Origin of the sequence: Streptomyces sp. rh34, assembly GCF_002551245.1 — a bacterium.
GTDB lineage: Bacteria > Actinomycetota > Actinomycetes > Streptomycetales > Streptomycetaceae > Streptomyces.
In genome coordinates, this window is record NZ_NTGZ01000597.1 from 1 (window position 1) to 517 (window position 517).

Here is a 517-nt window from a genome sequence, read left to right on the forward strand (position 1 = left end):
CGGCGGTCGTACGGATCAGCTCCGCGGCCGACGGGCTGGGGGCCGCGGCGGCCGCCTCCGCCCAGTCGGCGGCCTTCTCACAGGCGTTGACCAGCCGGGCCAGGCCGTCGGCGAGGCTCTCCTCGGCCAGGGCGTAGCGGTCCAGGCCCAGCAGCACCTGGACCGGCTCCCGCTCGGTTTCGGCGTCCTCCGCGAGGCCCGCTTCGTCCGCTTCGCCGTCCGTCGTCCCGGTGTCGTCCGTCGCCGGCTCGTCGTCTTCCTGGAAGACCAGGGCGACGCCCTCCTCGACGGCGTCCCGCACGGCCGCGTCCGGATCGGCTACCGCACGTTCGGCGAGCGCCGCCCGTACGGTCTCGGCGTCCAGGGCCGTGTGGCCCTGGAGGGCGGCGCGCTCCAGCAGCCAGCCGACCAGGGCCGCTGTCCTGCGGCCGTCGTCCGGGCCGCAACCGGCGCCCAGCAGGGCCCGTGCGAAGCCGTCGGCCTGTTCCGGCTCTGTCTCTTATACACATCTCTGATG

1 pseudogene is annotated in these 517 nt (G+C 74.9%); it reads right to left on the reverse strand.

Annotation, left to right across the window (positions count from 1 at the left end):
- A pseudogene (locus tag CR470_RS38395) lies at positions 1-490 on the reverse strand (DNA helicase RecD); the annotation flags it as partial.
- Positions 491-517: the final 27 nt, after the last annotated feature.